Source organism: Bacillus sp. RE35, from assembly GCF_052146655.1.
Taxonomy (GTDB): domain Bacteria; phylum Bacillota; class Bacilli; order Bacillales; family Bacillaceae_G; genus Bacillus_A; species Bacillus_A cereus.
In genome coordinates, this window is record NZ_CP197377.1 from 3,578,039 (window position 1) to 3,596,003 (window position 17,965).

Consider the following 17,965-nt stretch of genomic DNA (forward strand, 5'->3'; position numbering starts at 1 on the left):
AAGTTAAAAATATACAATATAAAATTTAAACTACGCATATGTCAGCTTGTAACTATCCATAATAACCCATATAAAGTGAAACTTTAATCAGTGGGGGGTTTTCTTCATCCCCCACTGATTATCAGCCCTCACCAATCGGGATAAAACATAACAAGGAGTAAGCGAACAAATGGGGTCTTTTAATAAATGGATTCGTGGTGAAAAATCTCTTTCTACCCAAGAGCAAGCTGATTACGCATTAAATAAATCTATCTCTTCTTCCCTTTCCCTTAATTTAAAGCACTTGTCCAAACTGTTTAGCGGTATTCCAGAATTAATAACACGCACTTTTCCATTAAAAAACGGACAGGAAGCTGCACTCATATATATGGAAGGACTTGTAGACAAAACTGTTATTAACGTAAACATTCTTCGTCCTCTCTTATTTAAAGATTGGAATGAAGACGATTTTTGGAAAGCCTCTGTTTCTATCGGAAATATTAAAAAAGTTCAACAGTGGACAGACATTGAACAATCTCTTTTACACGGCAAAAGTATTTTATTTATAAACGGACAACTATCCGCTTTAGAGCTCGATACGCAAGCGGCACCAAAAAGGAGTATTGAAGAACCTACAACAGAGAGCTCCATAAAAAGCTCACACGAAGGATTTAATGAAGTAGCGAGCGACAGCCTTGCACTTATTCGTCGATATATTCCAAATCGCGAACTGAAAGTGAAGGAATTCACTGTTGGTGAACGAGCTACTTCAAAGGTTTTTTTGCTTTATCTAGCAGATGTTGCGAACGAAAATGTCGTAAAAGAAATGGCATCCCGTATCGAGTCAGTAAAAGTTGATGCGATTCTTACTACTGGTGAATTAGAGGGGTTTGTTGAAGATAATTCATTTACTCTCTTTCCGCAATTATCAATAACTGAACGCCCCGACACAACAGCACATCATATTCTTGATGGGCGAATTGCCGTTGTTGTAGATCGCTCACCAGGCGTATTAATAGGACCTATGACCTTTTCATCCTTTTTTCAGACGATAGATGATTACAGCTTCAGACCTATGATTCCATCTTTTATACGACTCCTTCGTTTCACTGGGCTATTTATTGCAATATTTGCTCCTGCTCTTTATATTGCTATGATTTCCTTCCATTATGAAGTGATTCCGCTCAAATTGTTGTTAACGATTGGAGAATCTCGAGCCAAAATTCCTTTTCCTCCCATATTAGAAGCTTTATTAATGGAATTAGTTCTCGAAATGCTCCGAGAAGCAGCGATTCGGCTTCCTGGACCTGTTGGGCAAACAATCGGCGTCGTAGGAGGAATTGTAATTGGACAAGCTGCCGTTCAAGCTGGGATTGTTAGTAACGTTATGGTTATCGTCGTATCAATTACTGCGGTTGCCTCCTTCATTATTCCTAACTTAGAAATGTCAGCAGGAATTCGGCTTCTTCGATTCCCAATGATGATAGCCGCCTCTTTATTTGGCGTCATTGGAATTATGGTTGGGATGGCAATCATTATTATTCATATACTTTCTATGGAATCTCTCGGTGTTCCTTATGGTAGTCCTTTTTCTCCGTTATTTGCTTCGGATTTAAAAGATACCCTTGTACGTTTCCCATGGAAATTTATGAAGAAACGGCCACTATCTCTACAATTAAAACAAGATAACCGGCAAAGAGATGTTGAGGAAAAGGAGGATAATAAGTGACAAAACGTGCAAAGAGGGAGATTAGTTTATTTCAATACATTTTAACGATTAGTGGTGTTCAAGTAGGATTCGGTGTCCTTACACTTCCGCGTGAAGTTGCACAAGGGGCAAATACAGATGGCTGGATGTCTATTATTATTGGATGTGCTCTCACTACTTTAGTCAGTTTATGTATTGTGAAAATTATGGAAAAGCATCCTGGATATACTTTACTCGATGTGCTAACTCGTTATCTTGGTAAGTGGCTAGGAAGAGTAGGAATGATTTTTTGGATTTTATATGCTGTCCTTGCAGCTATTTCCTTAATTTTTTCCCTCTTATACGTTATTCACATTTGGATTTTACCTAGAACTCCAATGTTTTTAATTATGATTTTACTATCTATTCCAATGTTAATGCTAGCATGTAAAGGCGTTCTTATTATAAGTCGCTATGCTGTTTTCACTGTATTTTTCACACTATGGATGCCTTTTCTATTGTTTATTCCGCTTAAAGATGGGCATTGGATTTATCTTCTTCCTCTTCTTAAAGAAGGCTGGATACCAGTTTTAAACACAGTAAAATCAACTATCATTGCGTTTCTCGGATTTGAGTTTGCATTTGTCCTTTATCCTTATCTCAGTAATAAATCATCTGCAAAAAAAGGAATTGTTCTTGCGAATTTGATTACGCTATTTATTTATCTTCAAGTCACCTTTGTCTCTTTTGTTTATTTTAGTCCAGATGGTATAACAAAGTTTTTATGGCCGACTCTTTCTCTTGTTACACCGTTTCACTTCTCATTTCTTGAGCGATTTGAAATTATCTTTTTGTCATTTTATCTCTTTATTATTTTTGATTCCTGTATTCCTTATATTTTCACTGCTTCAGATGGAATTAATCAATTTCTTAACAAAAAAGGCAGTTCATTACCTATTTATGTTTTATTATTCGGGTGTATTTTCATCTTATTCTTTTATATCCCTTCTTCTTATCAGATAAGTGCGTTGCGGGAATTTTGGGGAACTGCTAGTTATTTTATCGTTTTTCTATTCCCAGTCGTATTTCTCTTATACATGACACTTTATCAGCATTGGAAAAGGAGAAGAGTTTAAATGAGGCGCTTTATTCATTTCACTATACTTTACTTTCTCATAACCTTTTTAACAGGCTGTGGAGATCGACTCGACTTAGAAAAACAATCGATTTCATTAATTTACGGCTTTGACGCAAAAGCAAAAGGAAAATTAATTGTGTACCACGTGAATCCTATTTTTAATGAAGACGTAGAAAAAAAGTACGAAACACATGAAGCGAAAGTACGTACACCTCGAGAAGCAAAAGCAACGTTTAATAGCTCAAGTGGCGGTTTAGTATCTACAGAAAAGTTACAGCTCATTTTATTTAGCACAAATTTTTTAAAACAAGAAGGGGCTATGCCTTACCTTGATGTTTGGTATCGTGATCCTAAAAACACTGGAAACATGCGCATGGTTGCAGTAGACGGTCCAATTTCTTCAGTTATATATAATAACTTTAAAGATAAGCCTGCCCTTCCCGAGTATTTAACAGATTTAATTAATACGAACAAACTGTACAATCGGACCGTTTTTACGACATTCCATGAATTTCACAGGCAAACGTTTAATAAAGGTATAACACCTGCTATTTCAGAAATAAAAAAAGGTAAAAAGGATGTTATCGTTACTGGTTCCGCGCTATTAACTTCTCGCGGAATTTATAAAATGTCATTAAATCGTTATGAAAGCGCCCTTCTTCTTTTGTTACAAAAGAAAGCGAATACACCGGTTTCGCTTACATTGAAAATCCCTTCTACTTCAGTTGAAAGTAATAGTGATTTAAAAGATACCGATGGCGGCGATTTCGTAACAATAAATGTTCTTAGCATGAATCGTGATATCCATACAGATTATAGCGATAACCACTTCAAATTTCATGTTAAAATGGATTTGAAAATTGCTGTCTCTGAACTTACATTCAATATGGATATAGACAAAGATAGAAAGAAATTAACTTCTCTTATTACAAAACAACTAAACAAAGATTTGAACGATTTAATCCACAACATTCAAAAACAGCAACTTGATCCATTCGGATTTGGTGATTATGCGAGAGCGTTTCAATATAAAGAATGGAAACAAGTCGAAGATGATTGGCCGAGTGCCTTTTCAAAAGCTAATGTGAAAGTGGCACCAACTATTAAAATTTTAGAAAATGGGATTATTAAATAGAAAAAACACGCTACTTGTTCTTATATGAATAAGTAGCGTGTTTTCATTTCCATTACAAGTATTATTTCAATGGACTATACTTTATTTCTATTTCTATTTCTATTTCTAACATTACTATGTTTTTTAGCATATACAAAATATATGAAAACACCTATTATAATCCATGCCACAAAACTAATTAAAGTAAGCTTAGAAAGGTTCAAAGCTAAATATATACAACTTACTATCGAAACGATAGGTAAAAAAGGTACTAGAGGAGCACGGAATGGCCTCTTCATATTAGGATGTGTCTTTCTTAATACAATGACAGCTATAGATACAAACACAAATGCTGTTATCGTTCCCATATTCACTAAATTAGCTAATAAATTCAAATCCACTAATCCCGCTAATAAAGCTGCTAGTATACCTGTAACCCATGTATTAAAAAATGGAGTTTGTAAACGTTTATGGACACTTGAAAGTCTTTTTGGTAACAATCCATCTCGACTCATCGAGTAAGATACACGAACAAATGCAAACATAGCTACTAACAGAACTGTTGTTAGCCCTGCTATCGCTCCCACCGATAACAACCCAGCAATTCTATCTTCTCCTACAGTGCGCAACGCATATGCAACAGGATCAGCAACATTTAATTCCGTAAACGGAACCATTCCAGTTAACACGAATGAAACACCTACATATAGAACCGTACAAATGAACAAGGAAACAAGTAGCCCGATTGGCACGTTACGTTGTGGACGCTTCACTTCTTCTGCGGCTGTTGCAACTGCATCAAATCCTAAAAAAGCAAAAAATACAGTAGCAGCGCCTCCTACCACACCGTGAAAACCAAACGGTAGAAATGGTTGCCAATTCTCTGGTCTTACATATTGTGTCCCTACAACAATAAACCCTACAATAACAGCCAGTTTAATAATAACCATTATATTATTTATTCGTGCACTTTCTTTTGCACCACGGCTTAATAAAAATGTAACAACTAAAATAATAAGAACTGCTGGTAAATCAATGATTCCACCCTTCCCCATTCCTGGTGCCGAAGCAAAAATCGTAGGAATGTGAATATTAAAACCTAGTAGCAATGACTGAAAATATGCTGACCAGCCTGCTGCAACCGCAGAAGTCGCTAATAAATACTCCAGCATAACACACCAGCCAACTATAAATGCAAAAATCTCACCTAGTGTCATATATGTATATGAATATACACTTCCCGAAACTGGAACTGTAGATGCAAATTCAGCATAACAGAAAGCTACACATGCACATATAATTGCCGCTAATACAAAAGATAATACAATCGCCGGACCAGCATGTTTCGCTGCTACAATACCAGTTAATACGAAAATACCTGTACCAATAATTGCTCCAATCCCTAAAAGAGTTAGATCAATCGCTCCTAAAGTTTGATTCAATACTTTTTTCTTTTCTTCATCCATTGCTTTCTTTATGAAAAGACTCATTCTTTGAAACCTCTTTTTCAAGTTTATCTCTTACTTGTTACATTCTTTATTACTGTTCTATTTTAAAAATAAAAATATACATAGTTCACTTCCCCTATAGACTTAGTAACCCACCTCAAAAAAAACAGAAAAATCAATCTCTTTATGCCGTATTGAATTTTCAAAATATTAATCGTACCAAAAAACCATTAAGAATGCTGATTGAATTTATCATACAATTAATTATATTGTCAATAATAAATCAATCAAAAACAATCGGTTGATTATGTATCAAATGTTATTTTTATACATAATTATTTTCTCAAAAACATTGTTGTTTTCCACCTTAATATTCATACACATTTTATTACATTGATTTTCATACAATTTTCATTACATACAATGCAATAAAAATTATAATAACCTCAAATGAATTATTATTTAAAAATAATAATTCATTTGAGGTTATTTTACCATTTTAATACTAACAAAAAAGTGCAGATTTTCATCTGCACTTTTTTTATTCTTCCGCTTCAGCTTCTGCACTACTATTTCCAAGATGCTCCTTCTGAGCTTCCTCTTGCAGCTCCGCTGAAATCATCCCATAATAAAGTTCCGGATATAACCCAAATATTTGATATACACTTCCTAAAAACGGCATCAGAATCCCTCTTTTCTAAAGTTGTATTGCCACTTTTAAGGATTCCCTTTTCATTCATTATACATTCGTTTTTGACGTTTCTTCTTCATCTTGAACACCTAATAAATTTTGCCATTTTTTATACGGAGCGCTATTTGGATCTACATATCCTTTCGCATGCGAGCGATCCCACAATTGTTTAATAAACATTTCTTTCTCTTTCTTTGCCACCATATCGGCACCTGTACCGTAATAGTTCTGGAAATACAACTCGATTTCATCAAGGAATAGTCTTAATAATTCATCTGATGTTTCTTCTAACGTCGGATCATACTTCGCTTCACGATCATACATTAAAATCATATCTAAAAGATTGTGGACATGTTCTTTTCTAAGCCATCTTACATCTTGGGCTCCTAATACGAACGGATGTGTATATAAATGTCCACCTTGTATCATCGCCTTTTCTTGCTCTTCTTCAAATCGTGACAAGATGTTTTCATAAATAAACGGATTATGAAGCAACGCTCTGTGTAATTTATAACTTTCGCTTGAAATATTTTTCCCCATTGACTGAATTAAAAAGCTACGTCCTACACCGTTATATTGATACACAAACTGTCCATCAACAGCAACTAAACTAATCCAGCGATACATATATGCGTATAGTAATGCACGATTACATTTATCATAATCTAATTTTGTTTGAGTCGCATTTAAATCTGGCATAAAGGCTGGTAAGTGCCAATACTTATCTAAATGCGGCGTTAAACTAGATTTTTTACTATTTAATTTGTTTACACGGCGATAATACGATTGGAAATAGTCACCTTTATCATTCATAAATCCATTTGAAATATGTCCTGATGATAATTTAGGAAAGTCTTGCAGCGATAAGCCGTAATGCGCTCGATAACAGATCACTTCAAATGGCGAAAAGGCTTCATGTACTGTATCTTTTTCTTTAAACATTGCTTGAATTAATTCCTCTTGCAACTCTTTCTTTAAAGAAGGATGTATACCCCAATATTGTAATTCCCTATGATGAGCAACTTTCGGAACGAATGGACTCGCTAAATGGAACAGGTCTTCAATTTTTTCACGAACGTATTCATCGCGATCACGTTTCTTATAATCTGCTTCTTTTCGCAACGCTTCAATAATATTCAGTTCTAATTTATCACGATAGCGTACTTGCAGTTCGTCATAACAATAGCTCAGTATATGTTCTCGGTAGAAATCCTCTACCTTTTTCGACTGAATCTCTTCTGTTTTCGCATCACGACAATATTCCCCGTACAAACTCATGTAAATTTCCGCTGATATATCTTTCGGTAGTACACCTAAATTTAAATGTTGCTGCATATCTTGCCATATCTTTTCTTGCAGCTGTTCCTCAGCTAATACATATACATTCGTCGGGTTTGTTTTCCCTTCAAATTCCTTACTGCGCTTTTGGATTTCAAACAGTAAATTTTCACGTGTTTCATGTAAATTATCAAAAAATCTTTCCCAATATTGAATCATTTTATTAACTGCTTGATATAGCGATTGATATACAAGTTCTAATAGCATTTCTTTTCGATATTCATTTAATTTGTGTACATATTGCGTTACGATGTCTTCAAATTCTCTTTTGAATAAACGTTGCTGATTATTAATCATTTTTCCGAACCAGCCTTGTTGTTGAGCAATTTCTACTCGGCGTACAGCCGTTACCGTTCCATCAATATTACCCACATTAAATTTTTTATCGTAATTTTGAATTACATTACGCTTTTGTTCATTATTTTCATGTAGTCGATTCATTTTTTCTACTAACTTCTTTCGAATTTCATATAACATAAAACGCGCTGCTACTGGGTGAACGGGATCTGTTTTCTTTAAAAACCATGTATTTAATTGATAGGACTGCCCTTCAGAACCACTTGGTGAAAAGCGGTCTGATTCAATCATGTCATATAAAAGTGTCGTTACATGTTCATGTACCCGGCTCGGAATCGCATACGCATATAAACGCACCGCATGATCCACTCTTGCCACTTCACCCTTCATCTGTTCCATCATTTTCAGTTTCGTAGCTGAAATTTTACACTCATGTTGCAGACGATTTAATTCCTCATCTTTTTGCACCGTTCGTTGTACATAACTTTCTACAGCTTCTAAAAACAGTTTTGATTTCGCAACTCCGAGCTTACCACCCTCTGCTCCTTCACGTGTTTCATTGTACATTTGTCTATAGAAAATATGAGCTTGCTCTGGACGGGTAGCAAGATGCTCCAAGTCCTCTAAATAACTTTTACCTCTCTCCGGCTTTTCACGTTGCATCCCACGTTTTACATCTTGATCGTATCTTTGCTTCTTCTCTTGAAACAGTTGATCTAAATGAAGCCACGATTCATCTAAACCTTGCACGGCCCATTTTAAAGCACAATATTTTAACACATGTTCATATGGATAAATGAGTTTTGCCGTTCCTGCCCCGCAATATCGTCCTTTTCCGCTTGATTCTGCTAATTGCTGAATTTGATTGTCTTCCTGTGCAAAATGACTTGTGGACATCGGGCTAAATAACTGTAAATAAATTGTATTTGCCATCTGTTCCATATAGTCTGATAAATTGTGTAAATGGTGTCCATGTAGGTTTTCGTAATCGTATAAGAAACAATAATTGTACGGTAAATGATGTTGTTTAATTGTATGATTCGTTCTTCCGTCTTCATCTACTTGATCAGGGCGATACTCTAATTCAATTGTTACACCGCCGCGTTTTGATAATTCTCCAGTAGACCCGAGCGTAATAGCATGTAATTCTTTTAACGATGCATAGCCATTTGCTTGCACCGTTTCAAATTCTTTCGCGCTAACCGTTCTCGTCTTTACTAAAACATCCGGCATTAAAAACGCACCGCGTATTAAAATGTTATGATGCTGTAATTTCTTCCGAAGCATTTCACGTAAATATAAAGCAATTTGCAGAAACATCCCTGAACCTGTTCCGCCTGCTAGTGATGTTACTATAATGACACGCACACCATATTCCGTTTGATCACTTGTAACCGGAAAAATTTTCTCGATTTCTTGCCAAAAAGACGTCAATTTATCTTCTTTCATCGCAGCACGTAACGCTAAACGTGAAATGACGCGTAACTGTCCTGCTCCTTCTGTTAATGGTTTATCAAGTATAGTCGGATCCATCGGAAACCACTCTGGGATCGTTGGATCTCCCGCAATATACTCCCTAGGCGTTTTACTAGAACTTGTTTGTGTCTTAAACTTTCGAATATGATCGAATTTACTTAATGTATTCACATCTGTATCAAATACGTGCATTGCTACCTTTTTCCGGCGCTCTTCAGGCAGTTTTTCATATATTTGATGCGTCACAGTACTACCGATTCCACCTAAACCAATTAATATTGTTGGAACTTGTAATGTCATGTGAACCACCTTCCTATTCTTGCTTGTTTGAAAAAAGGGAAAGAGGATCAATACTCCATCCCCTTCTTATCCCTACCTACTATTCACATTCGTACTTGTAAATCTCTTTACCATATCCCCTATCAATTAGTAAAAGTTCATTTGGATATAGTGTCTTATGTTCCATTCCTACTTCATCCTCTGCTATAAACATTCCATCAATAATCATTCCAACTACTTGTGATTCTTTCGCTACAAAGACAGATTTCGAACCTTTCTTCGCTATAAACGTAACGGATTGCACGGTTTTTCTTTCTGCTCTAAATGGGATACCAAAATAATGGTTCCACCATTTATTTCGAAGTAATTCTGGTTCAGATTGATATAGCCAATCTTTCGCTACCTCTTGATCCCATTCATAATACAGTAGTGCTTTCCGGTGAAATCTTGGCCGAACAATCCATCCTAAAACAATGATTCCTACTACTAGCAGTAATAAAGTGATAGGAATGACAAACTTAAAAATAAGCGCATATTTTTCATAAAACGGAGCATCTTGAATATGGAATGTTATGTTTTTCTTTACTTCTTGTAACTTTGAATCCTGCATTACGATGGTAGCTTCTACGGTGCCGGTATCTGTAAAATTAAATGTGTCGGAGTAATAGGGACGAGGATAAACATAGATTTGATTTCCATGTTGCTTTATTTCATAATTGATTGATTGTTTAGATGTGACACCAGTAGATTTTAATAGTTTTTTTACAGCTTCTTCTGTCATTAACTTACCATCTAACTGTGGTTGTAAAACAAATGGTTTACTATTCTCTAAATTTGTCACTTTTTCTTCATAATCTTTTGTAACAGTTTGAAGTGATAATTTCGGTTTCTCAGCTGTTTCAATTTTAAATTCTTTCGTCTGTCTATAAAACCCCTTTATATTCATATGAACTTTCCCGCGTACTAATCCTTTACCAAGCTTCGTTTCGTAATAAAACACATGCCTTTTATCGTTCCACTTCATTGCATATTGTTTTCCATCTATTTCTACTTCTGCCTGAAAGTAAGAAGACTGAACTGGCAACTCCGTAGGCTTTGCTTCAATAACAGCAGTAACACCTTCGTACATTTTCTCTACATTTTTTTGACTACTATCATCTTTGTCATAAGTAGAAACCGTATAATTAAGCGCTGGTTCAACTAATACTTGTAGTCCTTCTTTCTCAATGTCCTGGTCCACTTCTATCGTATAAGTTCCTGGTTTAATAACTTCCTCATTTTCCGTACTTATATGAACTATATTTCCGAACAATTTTGCTTCTCCTGGTGCATGTATGGAAAAAGAAGATTGTAATTGTAATGGTTTAGAAATTTGTGTGACTTGATAATCGGGCAGAGAAGGCGATTGTCGTACAAGCGTCATACGCTTTAACGGAAATGGTGTTGTAATCTCTACTCTTTTCCCCACTACTTTCGTTTTTACAATCGATTCAACAGAGGAGAATGGATCACGATTTGCAACTAATGCTGCCACTTGATTTACACTTTTTACAATGCCATCTTCTCCGCTTGACGGCATCGTAACGCCATTTATCTCTTTCTTCCATATTTCCTTGAACGTATTTAGTTGTTCTTTTTCTTGTTGTCCTAAATCTTCTTCCATCGTAATTAAGACTGGATGTAACGATATCTTTTTTGCATCCATTTCTTTCTTAAACTGGGCTAATTTCCACAAAATTTGTTCTTTTCCGCCAACCTTATCTTTTTCTAAATCATTAAATGCCCCGTCAGTTAATACAATAAGCCAAAATTCACGTTTTCCATCTATATCTGCTTCCTTTTTTATAGATTGCATCGCCGTTTCTACCGCGCTAAATGGAGTATTTAAATACGTTTTCCACGCTCCAATTCCCTCAATTTCTGTTTGCCTTTTATCCTTCGTTAACGAAATGTTTAATGGATCATTCGGCTTACTCATTGGAACGTAAGAAAATTTATCTTTTTCATCCAATAGCGCAACTAAACTTTGCAAAGCATAATTGGCATATTTCCAGCGATCGTTATTTCTCATGCTGCCCGAATCGTCATATACAAGTGAAACGACCCTTTCCTTTGCCTCCTCTCCTTTTGCAAAAGCTGATAAAGGTAAACATATAAATAGAAACAACATGAACGTGGCACAAATTCGGATTTTCATGATGAGGCTTCGCCACCTTTGTAGACAAATTCCTATGTTTAAATTTATGAGAGGAAACAAGATATATGACTTGTATTTTAGGACAACTAACCCACCATAACTTTATTATGTAAACAGATCAGACACTTGGTAATATTCCTTCTAGCATTCTCTATCCAATTATATAAGTAAAAAAGCCTGTTTAAGCTCCACACTTAAAACAGACTTTTCCTACTTTTTATTTTAAAAACACACAACAAAAAGTTTGATTTTTGACTTAACACATCACTTCTATTGTAAATCCACCAGGTGCTTCAATATAAAACGTATACGCATGGGCATGCTTAGGAGGCTCGACCAAAAATCCATCTTCCTTCAATCTTCGATTTATCTTGTCTACTTGTTCTTCACTTTCTTGTGGAAATCCTACATGAAATGTTTTTGGATACTGAACTTCTTTCCCTTTCATTAACGTTAGTATAAATCCATCATTATCACGCATAACTGCAAAGGCATTCCCCCTTGTTCCACTACAAGTTAAGCCAAAATACTTTTCTAAAAACTCTCTTGCAGCTACTACATCTGCAACTGTTAAATTAAGATGTTTAATTCCCAACTCATCACCTTCTTTCTTAATTTTCTAACATTTTATCATACAATTAAAAAACACGCCTTTCACAGCGTGTTTCATTGCTTTACATACACTTCAACAATCGGATTCTCTTTATGATCCGCATGCAAGCGTATATTCTCTTCACCTGTATTATAAATACTAGCTAATAACATTATCGTTAACACATTAGGTGTCTTCGCATCACTTCCGTATTTTCTCTCAAGCGCTTCCTTATATTCAAAATCTAAATCCCCCTGCACATATGTATACACTTCAAAACCATCTTCTAAATTGCAAACTACTGTATCAATAATATCTGCCCCTACTTGCTTCTTCATTTCCTCTCGCAACGCTTCAATAAATTCTTCCCACGGTACTTCGTATGTCTGAAACTGATCTGTAGATTTCATGCCTTTTCCTCCTTATATATCCTCTTCTTATATTTCCCCTTTCCTATAACAATTATGATAGATAGGGCATTCGTACAAGCCGCACTTGTCCCCCTTACATATCGTATTACTGTAATGCGGAAGGAGGAAAGAACATGCATAGACAAAAATGTTATGATACATGCCGACGTTACTTCGGAAAAGTTGTTCGGATTGAAGACCGTGATGGCCGTATACATTTAGGAAAAATAATCGATGTGACACAAAGCTCTGTATGGATTGAACCGGTGCAACAGCGCTCATCTTTTGATTCAGGATTCGGCTACTATGACGCTTATGCAAACGGTGGTTGTGACCTTTGTGGAGGCCTTAGCAGGTGTGATAGTTGTGGATTCGGATGCGGTGGTGGATTCAGCAGCTGCGGATGTGGTGGTCGTGGTTGTAGTAGTTGTGGTTGCGGCGGCTGGGGAGGCGGCGGTTGTGGCTGGGGTGTTGAACTCGGATTTGGTTTCATCTTCGGAATTACATTAGCTGCATTATTTTTCATTTAACATAGTAAAGAGTTGGCTACCTTTAGCCAACTCTTTTTCTTTATTTTTCACATATAAAAATACGATGCCCTAAAATGTGTTGGTACATAAGCCGTACATTTTCATGCTGTACCCACGCCTCATATAACTCATTCGGAATATGTGAGGATACATTCCATTCTGGCTCTTCTACATAGCCAGAGATCGTTTCTGCAATCGTGCCACCGCCAGCAATTGTAATTCTTTTAAAATTTGCTTTCTGAAATAATTGTACCCACTCATTCTCAGTTAATAATTCTTTCATACCATATAATTGGGCGATTTTTTCTTCCTCACCCTTATCAATGTGCCTATCAATAATCATTTCAATGACAACAAGCTTACCGTCCTGCTGTAATACACGATAACACTCCGAGATAACCCTTTCTTTGTCTGTAAAAGCGATGATTGATTCTCCAAGTACGAACTCAAATGAGTTATTCAAACACGGTAATTGCTCTACATTTCCTTCAATTAATTGTATATCTAACCCTTCAAACAACCATCTATCTTTTGCCTTTTGAATCATAATTTCATTCTTTTCAACCGTTGTTACTTTATAACCAAATTCCCTTGTCATATATGCCGCTGTTTTCCCCGTACCGCAACCTATCTCAAGGACATTCGCTCCATATTTAAAAGGCAGTTGTGCTAACAATTGTTTTGTTAACGTAAAACCACCAGGATGAGCACTTCCTATTCCGTAATAAGCTAGGAAATCGATGTATGTGTTTCGTTTCATGGGATTCTCCCTTTTTTATTTTATATATTCGAGGACGGAAGAAAAGTGCATAGAAAAAGGGGCGTATTGTACGCCCCTCATCTTACTTATCCTCTGTAATATATGCCCATTTATAGCTGTAGTCTCCACCAACTGGATGGTGAACAATACCTTTTACTTTAGGTCTTTGAACGATAGCATCACCACGTTGATATAATGGTGCAATTGCTGCATCTTCCAATAACATTTTCTCCGCTTTCAGTAAGCTATCCCAACGCTCTTTCGTTTTCGTTAATAGCTCACCTTTACCTTTTTGTACAATTTCATCATATTTAGGATTTGAATATCCTGTTTGGTTATGAGGGCCATTTGTAACAAACATATCAATGAATGTCATTGGATCTAAGTAGTCAGGCCCCCAACCAGCGTAAGATAAGTCATAATCTAGATCTGATTCTAATTTTAACTTTTGTTTAAATGGCTGGTTTTTCAAATTCACCGTTAAACCTGGTAAGTTTTTCTCAAGTTCTCCTTTTAAGAATTCTCCTACTTTTTTCGCACCATCACCATCATAGTTTAATAGTTCTACTGTAATTGCATCTTTTCCAAGCTCTTTTTTCGCTTTTTCCCAATGCTCTTTTGCTTTTTTCACATCTGTTTTTAAAATATCTCCATTTTCTTTACGGAAGTCTTTTCCATCTGGGCTCTTAGCAAATTCTTTTGGCACTAAATAATCTGCAGGTGTAGAACCATCATTTAAAATTACATTCGTTAAGCCTTTTTTATCGTACGCTTTTGCAATCGCTAAACGTAGATCTTTGCTCTTTAACACTGTATCTTGCCCACCACGTTTTTGGTTTAAGCGTAAGAAGTACGTTGACGGTGTTTTTTGTGTAAAGAAGTCGGGGCTTGATTTATATTTGTCAACAAATTCAGATGTAAGTCCTGAACGATCGATTTGTCCACTTTCATATAAGTTAACACGTGTACCGCTATCTTTTACTACGTTAAAGTTGATTTCATCTAACTTAACTGTTTTATTATCCCAATATTGTGCATTTTTCTTTAACTTCCATCCTTCTTCATGTTTCCAGTCTGTTAATGTAAACGGTCCGTTGTATAACGTCGTATCTGATTCTAAACCGTACTTTTCTCCTTTTTCTTTTACAAATTTCTCGTTTAATGGATAAAATGTTCCAAATGAAGTTAATTCTACAAAGTAAGGAACTGGATTTTCTAATTCTACTTCTAACGTATAGTCATCTACAGCTTTTACTCCTAACGTATCTAGTTCAGCTTTTCCTTCATTAATCGCTTGTGCATTTTTCAAATCAAACATAATGTATGCATATTCTGCTGCTGTATTTTTATCTACCGCACGTTTCCAAGCAAACACGAAATCCTTCGCTGTTACAGGCTCTCCATTTGACCATTTTGCATTTTTATTTAATGTAAATGTGTATTTTTTACCATCATCACTCTTTTTATATGATTCAGCAACTCCTGGTGTTGCTTTATTATCTTTATCAAGTCGATATAAACCTTCCATTACGTTGTTTAAAGCTAGAAACGATACTTGGTCTGTCGCTTTAGCAGAGTCCATAGATGGAATCTCTTGAGACTCTGTTAAATTAAGCACTTGCTTCGCCGCTAGCTTTCCGCCTTCTTTTTCACCACTTTTTGGTGTTGTGCTTGCCTTCTCTTTATCTCCTGATCCAGAGCAAGCTGTTAATGCCATACTCATTACTAAAACTGGTGCTACAACCGCTGTCAATTTTTTCATCTTTTTTCTCTTCATTTTTTTTTACCCTCCCCAATTATATGTACGATATTAACATTTAGAAATTCTCTACTAACTTTTGTTATCAGAAAATTCTTATTAATTAATATTCTACTGTTTTTTAAAATTTTGTAAAGTATTTTTGTAAATTTTCTAAATATTTATTTTTTTATTATAGTAACTTGCTGTTTTAACTACTATATGAATTATCCCCCGTCTACTATATGTAAACATCCCTTCCCTTATTCCAATCTATTACTACGTTCTATATTTTTCTTATTAGCATGAGGTCTCTTACTATCATTCATCTGTCTTACTACTTACTGACCTCTCTATTTTCCTCCGATAGAACCTTCCTAATTACCTACCCGATTCTCAATAGGCTAACGAGATTTATTCCCTTATGCATACTAAAAAGCATTTCAAAAGCAGCTCAGCCACTTTTGAAATGCTTTCACTTTATTTTTTTCCGCCATCCTCAGTTACATACGCCCACTTAAAGCTATATTCTGGACTGATGTTATGTTTCACAATTCCTTTTACATTCGGTTTCATTACGTACGATCTTCCTGTTTGATATAAAGGAACTAACCCTGCATCTTCTTCAAGGAATAACTTTTCAGCTTTCCCTAACGTTTCCCAGCGTTTTTTCGCATCACTCATTAATTCATTACCTGCTTTTCCTACCATTTCATCGTATTTTGGATTTGAATAACTCATTTGGTTGTACGGGCTCTTCGATTCAAACATATCAATAAATGTCATTGGATCCGCATAGTCTGGACTCCAACCTGCATAAGAAATTTCATAATCTTGCGCAGTTTCTAATTTTAATTTTTGTTTGAACGGCTGAATTTTTGTATTAATCGTTACACCTTTTAAATTTTTCTCAATTTGATCTTTTACATAGTCAGCAATCTTTTTCGCAGTTCCATCATCATAACTTAGCAATTCAATTGTAACTTGATCTTTTCCAAGTTCTTTTTTCGCCTCTTCCCACGCTGCTGCTCCTTTTTTCGGATTATATTTCAGACCATTTTTAAATGTATCTTGATAATCTTTACCATCTGGCCCTGTCGCAAGTCCTTTTGGAACCAATTGATCTGTTGCTTTTGATCCATTATTTAAAATTACATTTGCCAATCCTTTTTTATCAACCGATAATGCAATTGCTTCACGTAGTTTTTTGCTCTTTAAAGGCGTATCTTGTCCGTTACGTTTTTGATTTAAACGTAAGAAGAATGTACTTGATTCCGCATACTCACCATATTCTTCTTTGTTCGATTTATATTTATCTACAAACTCTCCTGATAGTAATGTAAAATCAATTGATCCTGTATCATATAAGTTTACTTTCGTTGCAACCTCTTTTACTACACTATAGTTAATTTCTTCTAATTTCACAGTCTTTTTATCCCAGTACTTATCATTTTTCTTCAGCTGCCAACCTTGTTCATGTTTCCATGAAGACATAACGAATGGACCGTTATACACAGTTGTATCTGCTTCTAAACCGTACTTATCACCTTTTTCTTTTACGAATTTTTCATTTAATGGATAGTATGATGGGAATGCTAATAAATTTAAGAAATAAGGTACCGGTTTTTCTAATTCTACTTCTAGCGTGTAATCATCTACCGCCTTCGCTCCTAATTCAGTTACAGGTTTTTCTCCTTTATTAATCGCTTCTGCATTTTTAATATAGTAAGCAATAAATGCATATTCTGCCGCAGTATTCTTATCAAGTAAGCGCTGCCATGCGAAAACGAAATCTTTCGCTGTTACAGGATCACCATTTGACCATTTTGCATCTTTTCGCAGTTTAAACGTATACTTTTTACCATCTTCACTTTTCGTACTAGACTCTGCAGCAGCAGGAATTGGCTTATTATCTTTATCAAGGCGATATAGGCCTTCCATCGTGTTCCCTAAAATTTGCGCACCTAATGTATCAGTAGATTTAGAAGTATCCATCGTCGGAATTTCTTGGTTTTCCGTACGATTTAATACTTGTTTCGCTGCATATTTAATATCAGATTTTTTTTCTTCCCCACTATTTGATGTAGTAGTCGTTTTCTTTTCCCCACCTGACCCAGAACATGCTGTCAATGCAACACTCATCGCTAAAACTGGTACCACAACAGCCGTTAACTTTTTCATCTTTTTTCTCTTCATTTTTGTACCCTCCCTAATTATATGTACATTACCAACCCTTGAGAGACCCCTTACTAAAGATTAATTTTTCTGAAAATTGCAACTAATGTTATTCT

The 17,965-nt window shown here is 35.5% G+C and carries 13 protein-coding genes; 4 read left to right on the top strand and 9 right to left on the bottom strand.

The window, feature by feature from the left end:
- Positions 1 to 169 precede the first annotated feature (169 nt).
- Genes ACTL4X_RS18185 through gerSC form a run of 3 tightly spaced genes read left to right on the top strand, consistent with a single transcriptional unit; the run spans position 170 to position 3,939 of the window.
- Positions 170 to 1,708, top strand: coding sequence for a spore germination protein (locus ACTL4X_RS18185; RefSeq protein ID WP_000534523.1), 1,539 nt, complete (start codon positions 170 to 172; stop codon positions 1,706 to 1,708).
- Positions 1,705 to 2,802 carry an endospore germination permease gene (locus tag ACTL4X_RS18190; protein ID WP_000166517.1) on the top strand — a complete coding sequence of 366 codons (1,098 nt, stop codon included), beginning with the start codon at positions 1,705 to 1,707 and terminating at the stop codon, positions 2,800 to 2,802. The genes ACTL4X_RS18185 and ACTL4X_RS18190 overlap by 4 nt, the downstream gene beginning before the upstream one ends.
- Positions 2,803 to 3,939: a spore germination protein GerSC gene (gerSC, locus tag ACTL4X_RS18195; protein WP_001252213.1), complete on the top strand. Its 1,137-nt coding sequence runs from the start codon at positions 2,803 to 2,805 to the stop codon at positions 3,937 to 3,939. It abuts the gene before it with no gap.
- Positions 3,940 to 4,013: 74 nt separating this feature from the next.
- On the opposite strand, the gene ACTL4X_RS18200 is transcribed toward gerSC, so the two are convergent.
- The 6 genes from ACTL4X_RS18200 to ACTL4X_RS18225 form a co-directional block, all read right to left on the bottom strand.
- The gene (locus tag ACTL4X_RS18200) at positions 4,014 to 5,408 is read right to left on the bottom strand and encodes an APC family permease (RefSeq protein WP_000051654.1); all 1,395 of its coding nucleotides are present in this window, start codon (positions 5,406 to 5,408) and stop codon (positions 4,014 to 4,016) included.
- A gap of 499 nt (positions 5,409 to 5,907) precedes the next feature.
- Positions 5,908 to 6,048: a hypothetical protein gene (locus ACTL4X_RS18205; RefSeq protein ID WP_001116195.1), complete on the bottom strand. Its 141-nt coding sequence runs from the start codon at positions 6,046 to 6,048 to the stop codon at positions 5,908 to 5,910.
- A gap of 57 nt (positions 6,049 to 6,105) precedes the next feature.
- The gene (locus ACTL4X_RS18210) at positions 6,106 to 9,468 is read right to left on the bottom strand and encodes a tubulin-like doman-containing protein (RefSeq protein ID WP_441394937.1); all 3,363 of its coding nucleotides are present in this window, start codon (positions 9,466 to 9,468) and stop codon (positions 6,106 to 6,108) included.
- A gap of 79 nt (positions 9,469 to 9,547) precedes the next feature.
- On the bottom strand, positions 9,548 to 11,644 hold the full coding sequence (locus ACTL4X_RS18215; protein WP_000702069.1) for a vWA domain-containing protein: 2,097 nt from the start codon (positions 11,642 to 11,644) through the stop codon (positions 9,548 to 9,550).
- Positions 11,645 to 11,900: 256 nt separating this feature from the next.
- Entirely contained in the window at positions 11,901 to 12,239 is a 339-nt protein-coding gene (locus ACTL4X_RS18220) for a VOC family protein (protein ID WP_000511518.1), read from the bottom strand.
- Positions 12,240 to 12,310: 71 nt separating this feature from the next.
- Positions 12,311 to 12,646: a hypothetical protein gene (locus ACTL4X_RS18225; RefSeq protein ID WP_000842900.1), complete on the bottom strand. Its 336-nt coding sequence runs from the start codon at positions 12,644 to 12,646 to the stop codon at positions 12,311 to 12,313.
- Positions 12,647 to 12,780: 134 nt separating this feature from the next.
- On the opposite strand from ACTL4X_RS18225, the gene ACTL4X_RS18230 reads away from it, so the two are divergent.
- Complete coding sequence (locus ACTL4X_RS18230; protein ID WP_000555000.1) at positions 12,781 to 13,176, top strand: hypothetical protein; 396 nt, start codon at positions 12,781 to 12,783, stop codon at positions 13,174 to 13,176.
- 40 nt (positions 13,177 to 13,216) lie between these two features.
- Here ACTL4X_RS18230 and ACTL4X_RS18235 read toward each other — a convergent pair whose 3' ends face one another.
- The 3 genes from ACTL4X_RS18235 to ACTL4X_RS18245 all read right to left on the bottom strand — a co-directional run bounded on the left by ACTL4X_RS18235 (position 13,217) and on the right by ACTL4X_RS18245 (position 17,870).
- Positions 13,217 to 13,936 carry a class I SAM-dependent methyltransferase gene (locus ACTL4X_RS18235; protein WP_000828251.1) on the bottom strand — a complete coding sequence of 240 codons (720 nt, stop codon included), beginning with the start codon at positions 13,934 to 13,936 and terminating at the stop codon, positions 13,217 to 13,219.
- Between the two features lie 82 nt (positions 13,937 to 14,018).
- Positions 14,019 to 15,713 (bottom strand): peptide ABC transporter substrate-binding protein, encoded by a 1,695-nt coding sequence (locus tag ACTL4X_RS18240; protein ID WP_000823448.1) that lies wholly within the window; start codon positions 15,711 to 15,713, stop codon positions 14,019 to 14,021.
- A gap of 441 nt (positions 15,714 to 16,154) precedes the next feature.
- Positions 16,155 to 17,870: a peptide ABC transporter substrate-binding protein gene (locus ACTL4X_RS18245; RefSeq protein ID WP_000823467.1), complete on the bottom strand. Its 1,716-nt coding sequence runs from the start codon at positions 17,868 to 17,870 to the stop codon at positions 16,155 to 16,157.
- Between the last annotated feature and the right edge of the window lie 95 nt (positions 17,871 to 17,965).